This is a genomic window from Bacillus sp. JJ864, assembly GCF_036963045.1.
Classification (GTDB): Bacteria; Bacillota; Bacilli; order Bacillales; family Bacillaceae_G; genus Bacillus_A; species Bacillus_A pseudomycoides_C.
This window is the reverse complement of the sequence record NZ_JBALLY010000056.1, coordinates 1-8,826: the sequence shown is the minus strand read 5'-3', so window position 1 is coordinate 8,826 and position 8,826 is coordinate 1. Positions and strand designations below refer to the sequence as shown.

Sequence of the window (8,826 nt, the reverse complement as noted above, 5' to 3'; positions counted from 1 at the left end):
TTTTTCCTGTACCTCACTAACTTGTGCTGGTTGTATTAAATTATTCATGTTGTTTAAATTGCGATTATTGTCCGTTTGTTCTAGCCTAACGAAGGTAGATTCCTTCTGTACTTCGTTAGAAAAAACTTTCTCATCTGAATCTCTATCGTCCTCATTTTGAGGTGAATTACTAGTGTGATCTGTCTCAATTGATTGTTTCGAAATATTACTTTCATTTTCTGAATTCGGAGGGTTTTCATTTTGTGATTGGTTAGAAATACTATTTTTAACTTCTACTTTAGAAGAATCACTCTCACTTGATTTTTCAGAATATTTATTCTCATGTACATTCGCTACATCATCATGGGACTTTTTCAAACTTGTTTTCTTGTTTTGACAACTAACGCATAGGAATACTGCAACCAACACAACAGTTAGCAAGAATATTAAGCGTTTTTGTTGTTTATTTTCTGTCATAAACTACTCCCAACGCTCAAATTTGAGCTTTCCTTTTTGTGCACAATATTTAACATAATAAAATCGTCAAAAAAAGTCTAGCATTTTCAACAAGAAAGGAAAACATACGTGATTCCACTAAAAATAAAGTGAAACTTTAATCAGTGGAGGTCATGCTGCCCGCGAATTAAGAAATAAATATGTATATAAATGTAATTTCAGTTCTTTTCAAAAAAGAAAACTTTCCACCAAGGTTTTTTCTTTGATTTTGCTATTTCTCTTTTTACATTTTGCATCTCTCTAAGTAATTGTGCTAATGTACGATCTCTTTCTTCTATTGCGATACGTTCTTTTTGTTCTAAATGTTCATTTAATTTTTGCTGTAGCTTACTTATCTCTTTGCTTTGTTTCTGAAGCATCTTCAAAAGATCTTGATGAACATTATTTTCTTTTTCAAAATGTTGATGTATTTCTAATAATAGAGGGTCATCATTACATGTACTCCTCTTAACTACCGTTGTCGTGGGATTGTTATAAGCTTTGGTCAAAATCATTTTGATTTCTTCTTTATTCCTTCCTTTTTTATACCATTGTCTAACCTCTTGTAGTGTAGAAATACATGTTTCATGAAAAAGATAAACTTCTTCTTCTTTACGCATAATTAAACATGATTGATAATCCTCTACATAGCGTTTTACCGTTTGAATAGGTATAGATGTATTTCGAGCAATTTCTCGAAGTGTAAGCCATTTCTCCATGCCTTCTCACCTTTTCAATTAATTTATTACATAACATAAAAATAGATTATATCATTTATTCATAATGTTAGTAATAAACGAATAGGGGGGACAACACTCTCTATATAATATGTGAAAAAAGTTTCTTCGATGAGAAGGAACTTTTTTTCTTTTGAAGAGGAAAATTTCACTTTCTTTCCAATATATATATAAGAAATATATACAAGGGGAGGGCGAGATGTGGATCGTAGAACATTTCAAGGGCTTTCCATGCCATGTGCATTTCTTAATGAAGATGCATTAGAGAGAAATATTCAATCTATTATTCAGCTTCATAAAGGAAAACGTGTTCGGATTGCGAGTAAATCACTGCGCTCTGTTTCAGTGATGAAGAAAATTTTACAATCACATGCTTGTTTTCAAGGAATTATGTGTTACTCATCAGTGGAAGTTCTGTTTTTAATTGAACAGGGATTTGATGATTTATTGCTTGGATATCCGATTTGGGATGAAGAGGCTTTGAAGAAAATAAGTATACTTACAAAACAAGGATACAAGATTACTTGCATGGTAGATTGCGAAGAGCACATTCTGTATTTGGAGCATATTGCATTGCAAGTAGAAGGAACGTTTCGTATTTGTTTTGATATTGATATGAGCAGTCGTTTTTTGGGCTTTCATTTTGGAGTAAAACGGTCTCCTTTACGTACTGTAGAACAAGTATTACCAGTAGTTGATAGGGTTTTACAATCATCTTGTTTGAAAATAGATGGTGTTATGGGTTATGAAGCACAGATTGCAGGTGTAGGGGATAATGTACCAAAACAAAACTTCCAAAATAAAGTGGTTTCTTATTTAAAAAGACGTTCAGTAAGAGAAGTTGCAAACAGACGAGGGTTAATTGTACAAGCATTAGGGCAAAAAGGAATTTCATTACGTTTTGTAAATGGCGGAGGAACAGGGAGTATAAAGACAACCGTTCAAGATGAGTCTGTTACAGAAATTACGGTTGGGTCTGCTTTTTATTCTCCGCTACTTTTTGACTATTATAAAGACATTGCATTTGAGCCAGCAGTTGGATTTGTATTACCAATTGTCCGTCAGCCAGAACCCCATGTTTATACCTGTTTAGGTGGAGGATATATTGCATCGGGAATGACTGGAAAGGATAAGCAACCGCAGCCGTATATGCCAAGCGATGCAAAATTACTTCCATTAGAAGGAGCAGGTGAAGTGCAAACACCTGTTTACTATGAAGGAACAGAGCAATTAAGAATGGGGGAGGGGATTGTGTTTCGGCATAGTAAAGCAGGGGAGCTATGTGAAAGATTTTCTTTTTTATATCGTATTTCTGGTGGTGAAGTAGTAGGAAAGTATCGAACATATCGGGGGGATGGACAATGCTTTCTATAAGGGGACGACAGTGGCGAAATTGGACAGGGAATGTACAAGGAGTACCGCAGCATACGATGTATCCGAAAAGCATTGAAGGGGTTGCTCAGGCTGTAAAATTTGCAAAAGAAGTTGGAAAGCGTATTCGTGTAGTTGGTTCGGGGCATTCGTTTACACCACTTGTTCAAACGGAAGAGATTTTAATTTCTTTAGATGAATTACAAGGGATTAGCGAGATTGATCCACAAACATTAATCGTAGAAGTATGGGCAGGTACAAAGCTGTCTCAGCTAGGTGAAATATTACAAGAGAACGGATATGCACAAGAGAATTTAGGGGATATTGATGCACAGTCTATTGCTGGGGCAATTAGTACAGGAACGCATGGAACGGGGATTTCATTGGGAAATTTAGCAACACAAGTTGTGGAAGTAACAGCTGTTCTTGCATCAGGAGAAGTGATCACGTGTTCCGAAAAAGAATATCCACAATATTGGAAGGGGTTTCAATTGTCACTTGGTATGCTAGGTATTATTGTAAAAGTTAAATTAAAAGTCATTCCAGCATATTCTCTTGCTTATGAAAGTAAAAAAGAATCATTTGCTACTGTTATGAGTAAATTGGAAGAATATAAGAAGAATCGTCATTTTGAATTCTTTATCTTTCCATATTCTGAAGATGTTCAAGTGAAAATTACAAACGTAACGAAAGAAGTTGGAGGAGAACTAAAGTGGCATAAACTCAAAACAGCTTTAATCGAAAATATGGCTTTTGCATTGTTATCAGAGAGCTGTCGCTTTTTTCCTTCCATAAGTAAAAGTGTTAGTCAATTATCAGCAAAGGGAGTACCAAATACCAAAATCGTAGGTCCAAGTTATAAGGTGTTTACAACTGCTCGTAATGTCCGTTTCTATGAGATGGAATATAGTATTCCAGCAGAATCTATGAAAGAAGCAGTAGTGGAAATTTATCATCTCATTCACGAAAAAAAATTTCAAGTACATTTTCCTATTGAATGTCGCTATGCAAAAGGAGATGATATTTGGCTTAGTCCGTCATATGGAAGAGATTCTGCTTATATTGCGGTTCATATGTACAAAGGGATGCAGTACACTCCTTATTTTCAAGCAGTAGAACGGATTTTTCAAAAGTATGAAGGACGTCCGCATTGGGGGAAAATGCATACAATGACATATGATACGTTGCAACAAGTATATCCAAAATTGCATGATTTTTTAGAGGTGAGGCAAATAGTAGATCCAACAGCAATGTTTTTAAATCCATATTTGGCAAAAATGTTTTTGTTTAATGAAGGCATAAAGTGATACTTCCATAAGAACTATAGTTATCCTACTTAGTGTTTAGAATAATATTGAATTCCATTTTAAACAGCTTATAATTTAGATATGGCATGAGAGTAATTTTGAGAATTGATTCGGGGATAAGGGGGAGGTCACAAATGATGAAATATGAAATGTTTTTAGTAAATGGAGAGTATGTAACAACGTTTACTAGTGCATGGCAATTTAAAGAAGGAGAACAAGTCTTTTTTAAAGATGAGAAAGAGCAAGAAAAACGTAATTTTAGCATTGTTAATATAACACATGATGTGTTTCAGAAAAATGAACATGTGATTCACTTATACTGTCAGGAAAAGAAAGTATATTAATTTTAAAAAGCATGGAAGTTATATGACTTCCATGCTTTTTTTGTTAGTTTACTGATGGAGCTGAGCTGCATTGGACTTGGAAGAAATGATATACGGTTGAATTTGCTGCTGCCACGTAATAGTAGTAGATTTCTTTTTATAAGTGAGCCATTCCCGATAATCCTCTTGCGTTTTCCATAATGTGCGAATGAAGAATTCTGTATGATCCCTCTCATGTTTTGTATAGGAAACTTCTATATTAATAAAACCTAGCGTATTAGGAGTTGGGTAATATTGTTGTAATGTTGTTAGTACTTCTTTTTCGCAATTTCTTTTTATATAAAGCATGTTGGTCACAATGAACATAACGGATCCCTCTTTTTCTTAGTAGTAAAGTAATAAGATAAGTATCGTTTTTCTTCAGTCATAACATAAGTAATCCCTCCAGTTATGCTTACGAAGTTAGCTGTCGGGTTCGGGCCTTGAAGGGTACCCTACTGTTATGATTCACCCCTAGTAAGCCATTGCTTACAATAACGGTTCCTCCGTTCCATACGGATTCAGCAAAAAGTATTTATCCCGCTATTCGTGGGCAGTAATACTCCCACCTCAAAATTCTGCAAAAGCATTGTCCAGTTCCAGTGGCTAGAATGTTCGGTGGCTTCGCTTCTTCCTACGAGGTAAAAAACACCTCTACGTCAGAAGCTCCATCCCCCTCACATTCTGGACGAGCCACTTCCACATTTCTTTGTTGTCCAGCTCTAGCGGCTAGAATCTCCGGTCGTTTCGCCCCCTCGGACGAGGCAAAAAGCGCCTCTCTGTCAGGGGCGCGGGCGTCCTGCGATTCTGAGCGAGCCGCTTCCGCTTTTCTAAAGAAGTTAGGTGGGAGATAAACTGCCCGTAAAAGCCCGATTGGTGAGGGCTGATAATCAGTGGGGGATGAAGAAAACCCCCACTGATTAAAGTTTCACTTTATATAAAATATAATACTATTCAGAAAAAACAGAGTAAATGTAAGGATAACGACAATTTTTTACAAAAAATGAAGTGAGATACAGAATAATGAAAAGCCTGAACCTATCGATTCAGGCTTTCTATTATTTCTTTGTTCAAATTAGTGCTTCTAGACTTGTAGATAATTTTGTATCTACTTTTTGAGAGTCATTGATATGTTTTACTAGAGTATCATTTACTTTTTTGAACATGTGTTGTGTTTTTGTAAACTCACGTAATACGTCTTCGTTACAATGTTTTTGCTGTTCGATTGATTCAATCACATTTGTAGCGCCTGTTTGTAATGTTTGTACCATCGTTAAGATGTTTTCAATTTTTGCATTTGTATCTGCGCTTACTTCAACACCTTCATCAACAAGGTGAAGATTATCTTTTGTATTTTCATATGCTTTTTCAATTTCTTCTTGAATTTTCTTTGTTAAATCTCCAATATTTTTTGTACTTTCAGCAGTGCTTTCAGCAAGTTTTCGAACTTCGTTGGCAACGACTGCAAATCCTTTTCCATGTTCACCAGCACGAGCAGCTTCAATGCTTGCATTTAAAGCAAGTAAGTTTGTTTGAGCAGCAATATTTTGAATCACTTCAACAATTTGTTCAATTTCTTTTGAGCGCTCACTTAAGTGATTCATACTATTAGACGTACGTTGTGACTGCTCACCTAATTTGTTAATAACAGTAAGTAACCCATGAACGGAATCTTTTCCTTCATTTGAACATGTTACAATTTCTTCAATAGCTTGAATAAGCCCTTGTTCTTTGTGAAGCATATCATTGTTCAGCTCGTTGGAACGGTTTGTACTTGTCGTTACGCTGTTAAAACAGTCACTTAACTGTTGAACTAGATTTTGTAGCGTATGATGTTGGCGATTGACTTCTTCATGTTCACTGACAATAGCTAAGACGTTTCCATGTAATGAAGTGATGACCTTTTTGTGTTCTTGTTCTTTCTCATGTAACTGATGTTCTAATTCCTGTACTTGATTTTGTAACTGAGCAATTTCTTTTTCCAGTGATTTGCTTTTTGTAAACATAGTCTTCTCTCCAAGCTTCTGTAATTTTATTTTCATAATAGGTAGTGAGATTTTTTAAAGTTCATTTTATCCTGCTGCTTGCAAGTGGTGGTAAAATATCCCAAAATTCAGATAAATAAAAAGGAATAACTAGAAAACTGATTATAAGAGTCCGATTTGTTCAATGAAGAATAAGGAAACTCCCTACTTAGAAATTTTTCACTTTATATTGAAATTGTAGCATTATTTTTAAATATATCTATATAAAAATTAAAAAATATTTGAATAAGTTTATTACAATTTTTTCATGATTCGTTATATTTCGTCATGAAAAATAAACTGTATTTAATGAGTTTGTAAACAAACTGTAAAACAAATCATGTATAAATGTAAGAGAAGGGAGTCGGATTATGAACTATTTTAAGCGTATCAGTAGTCTTGTATTAGCTGGATTTATTTGTTTCAGTGGTACAGTTGCTGTAAAAGCTGAGTCAAACGACGAGAAATTAAACAACATGCAGCAGCAATTGCAAAATAACAATAATGACATGCAGCAAAAGGAACAAGAAAAACAAGCTGTAATGAAAGACATTGAAGGAATTCAAAAAGAATTAACGGACTTAAATAATACAATTACAAAAAATAAAGAAGAACAAGATGCAATTCAGCGTAAAATTAATGAAACGCATAAACAAATTGAGCAAAAAAAGCAAGAGATTATTAATTTAGAAGAAAAAGTACTTATGCGTAAAGATATTATGAAAAAACGTATGGTCTCTGTTCAAGACAGCTCAAATGTAAGTTTAGTAGTAGAAGTAATTGTAGATTCAAAAAACATTGCAGATTTCCTGCAACGTATGACTGCAGTTTCTACGATTATGGATGCAGATAAAGAGATTCTTCGTTTACAAGAACAAGATCTTCGCCAAATTGAAGCCGATAAAAAGATAATTGATGAAAAAGAAAAGTCTTTAGAGGGCGATAAACAAAAATTAGCAAAAGCACAAGCTGATTTACAAGAAAACTTAAAGAAACGTCAAGATAATTTACAATCTGTACAAGCAAAATATAATCAAATTTCTAGTCAGCTTACACTTGCTGCGCAAGAAAAAGCAAAGATTGAAGCAGATATGAAGGGTGTACAAGATACAATTGCTCGTGAACAACAAGCAGCTGCAGATCGTGAAAAAGCGCAGAAAGAACAGTCACAAGCACAGGCAGTAAACAATACAGTTCCAGAAAAGCCAGCAAAAGGCGGGGGACGTGAAATTTTCGTAACAGCTACAGCTTATACGAACGATCCAGCAGAAAATGGGAAACAGCCGGGAGAGCATGTATACTCCAGATATGGAGGATATGATTTAACTGCTAATCCAAATTTAAAATTAATTGCAGTTGATCCAGCAGTTATTCCGCCATTATCACGTGTATGGGTAGAAGGATATGGTGAAGCGATTGCTGCTGATACTGGTGGTGCAATTCAAGGGTATAAAATTGATGTTTTCGTTCCAGATAAAGCAGCATCTAGTAAGTGGGGCGTAAAAAAAGTTCGCGTTACTATTTTAGATTAAAGTAAAAATCTACTTTGCAAAGGCAAAGTAGATTTTTTTGTTATTAAATGTTAAGTTGAGTTTACATTTTGTGAAGTTTAGCATACAATAATGGTAAGAGGTGGTAAAATTGACCATTAACAATCGAGTAAAAGAACTGCGAGCCCGTTTTCATTTTTCGCAAAGTGTATTGGCTGAAAAGGTAGGTGTAACGAGACAAACGATCGCTGCTATTGAAAAGGGTGATTATGTACCATCATTATTATTAGCGCTCATGATTTGCAATGTATTTGGTATGCAGATGGAAGAGGTATTTGTCTTGCAAAAGGAGGAGATAGAAAATGAATAGAATGGGTCTTTCATATGTAATAAATATGGCTATACTCATTATAGCTGGTTGGGGATTTGTGGATTGTTTTCATATCATTATGGAACTTGCAAATATCATCCGTACCGAAAAGCAAACGTGGACTGTTACGATGAATCTAACGCCAATTACATTGATGTTGATTATAGGGGTAGGGATATTCGTTGGTTATAAGGTACAAAAAAAGAAATATAAGAAATTATCATTTTGGACATTTCCGTTATTATTTCCAAGTGAAGATGAGAGAGAAGAAATATTGACGGCAAAAGCGTGTCGCACTACATTTCTTTCATTATGTTTTATTATACCTTGTGCAGCTGCATCGTTAGTTTTTTATCCACTATTTAATCGAATCATCCCAGAATATCCGCTATATGTATTATTTCTTGTTTTATTAATCCAAACTACAGTATTTCATATTTCTTTACATCGTAATAAGGTTGTGTAAAAGATGTGCCAAAGAGCACATCTTTTTTTGCACCTGAAAGTGCTGTTTCCTATATAAATTACATCTAAGTCGCTGCTATGCAGAATACAACATGACTCGCACTCGCTTTCTCCCTTTGTTTTAACCCCCGCATGTGGAAGGAAAAGGCCCTAACCGTTTCTATGCATGGCCAGATGCTCTTGCCCTCCCAAAAAGAAAGCTTTTTGCTTATATATAATTACAACT

9 protein-coding genes, 1 pseudogene and 1 riboswitch are annotated in these 8,826 nt (G+C 34.8%); of the genes and pseudogenes, 6 read left to right on the top strand and 4 right to left on the bottom strand.

Translation table 11 applies throughout. The features are described from left to right. Together V7024_RS10260 and V7024_RS10255 are read right to left on the bottom strand one after the other, a co-directional pair. On the bottom strand, positions 1-456 hold a 456-nt coding region (locus V7024_RS10260), incomplete at its 3' end, for a hypothetical protein (protein ID WP_335519157.1). Between the two features lie 197 nt (positions 457-653). Then, positions 654-1,193, bottom strand: a complete 540-nt coding sequence (locus V7024_RS10255) for a DUF3967 domain-containing protein (RefSeq protein ID WP_335519155.1) — start codon at positions 1,191-1,193, stop codon at positions 654-656. A gap of 219 nt (positions 1,194-1,412) precedes the next feature. Between V7024_RS10255 and V7024_RS10250 the strand changes: the two genes are divergently transcribed. The 3 genes from V7024_RS10250 (at position 1,413) to V7024_RS10240 (ending at position 4,233) form a co-directional block, all read left to right on the top strand. Beyond that, a complete protein-coding gene (locus V7024_RS10250) occupies positions 1,413-2,585 on the top strand; it encodes an amino acid deaminase/aldolase (protein ID WP_335519152.1) in 1,173 nt (390 codons plus the stop codon). Further along, a complete protein-coding gene (locus V7024_RS10245; RefSeq protein WP_335519149.1) occupies positions 2,573-3,889 on the top strand; it encodes a D-arabinono-1,4-lactone oxidase in 1,317 nt (438 codons plus the stop codon). Before V7024_RS10250 ends, V7024_RS10245 begins: the two co-directional genes overlap by 13 nt. A gap of 137 nt (positions 3,890-4,026) precedes the next feature. After that, positions 4,027-4,233 (top strand): hypothetical protein, encoded by a 207-nt coding sequence (locus V7024_RS10240; protein ID WP_335519224.1) that lies wholly within the window; start codon positions 4,027-4,029, stop codon positions 4,231-4,233. Between the two features lie 48 nt (positions 4,234-4,281). Here the strand turns inward: V7024_RS10240 and V7024_RS10235 are convergent, their stop codons facing one another. Beyond that, positions 4,282-4,578, bottom strand: coding sequence for an antibiotic biosynthesis monooxygenase (locus V7024_RS10235; protein WP_335519146.1), 297 nt, complete (start codon positions 4,576-4,578; stop codon positions 4,282-4,284). A gap of 70 nt (positions 4,579-4,648) precedes the next feature. After that, a riboswitch (cyclic di-AMP (ydaO/yuaA leader) is annotated at positions 4,649-4,788 on the bottom strand. Between the two features lie 533 nt (positions 4,789-5,321). Continuing rightward, a pseudogene (locus V7024_RS24420) lies at positions 5,322-5,840 on the bottom strand (methyl-accepting chemotaxis protein); the annotation flags it as partial. Positions 5,841-6,646: 806 nt separating this feature from the next. Between V7024_RS24420 and V7024_RS10225 the strand changes: the two are divergent. From V7024_RS10225 to V7024_RS10215, 3 genes are all read left to right on the top strand, one after another. After that, positions 6,647-7,807 (top strand): PcsB-like coiled-coil domain-containing protein, encoded by a 1,161-nt coding sequence (locus V7024_RS10225; protein ID WP_335519140.1) that lies wholly within the window; start codon positions 6,647-6,649, stop codon positions 7,805-7,807. Positions 7,808-7,916: 109 nt separating this feature from the next. Then, positions 7,917-8,135, top strand: coding sequence for a helix-turn-helix transcriptional regulator (locus V7024_RS10220; RefSeq protein WP_335519137.1), 219 nt, complete (start codon positions 7,917-7,919; stop codon positions 8,133-8,135). Then, positions 8,128-8,601 carry a DUF2178 domain-containing protein gene (locus tag V7024_RS10215; RefSeq protein ID WP_335519134.1) on the top strand — a complete coding sequence of 158 codons (474 nt, stop codon included), beginning with the start codon at positions 8,128-8,130 and terminating at the stop codon, positions 8,599-8,601. The genes V7024_RS10220 and V7024_RS10215 overlap by 8 nt, the downstream gene beginning before the upstream one ends. Positions 8,602-8,826 lie beyond the last annotated feature (225 nt).

What these genes read in the sequence shown, in the direction of transcription:
- V7024_RS10255 (WP_335519155.1), bottom strand. Translation starts at nt 1,193, where the DNA reads ATGGAGAAATGGCTTACACTTCGAGAAATTGCTCGAAATACATCTATA.
- V7024_RS10245 (WP_335519149.1), top strand. Translation starts at nt 2,573, where the DNA reads ATGCTTTCTATAAGGGGACGACAGTGGCGAAATTGGACAGGGAATGTA.
- V7024_RS10240 (WP_335519224.1), top strand. Translation starts at nt 4,027, where the DNA reads ATGAAATATGAAATGTTTTTAGTAAATGGAGAGTATGTAACAACGTTT.
- V7024_RS10235 (WP_335519146.1), bottom strand. Translation starts at nt 4,578, where the DNA reads ATGTTCATTGTGACCAACATGCTTTATATAAAAAGAAATTGCGAAAAA.
- V7024_RS10225 (WP_335519140.1), top strand. Translation starts at nt 6,647, where the DNA reads ATGAACTATTTTAAGCGTATCAGTAGTCTTGTATTAGCTGGATTTATT.
- V7024_RS10215 (WP_335519134.1), top strand. Translation starts at nt 8,128, where the DNA reads ATGAATAGAATGGGTCTTTCATATGTAATAAATATGGCTATACTCATT.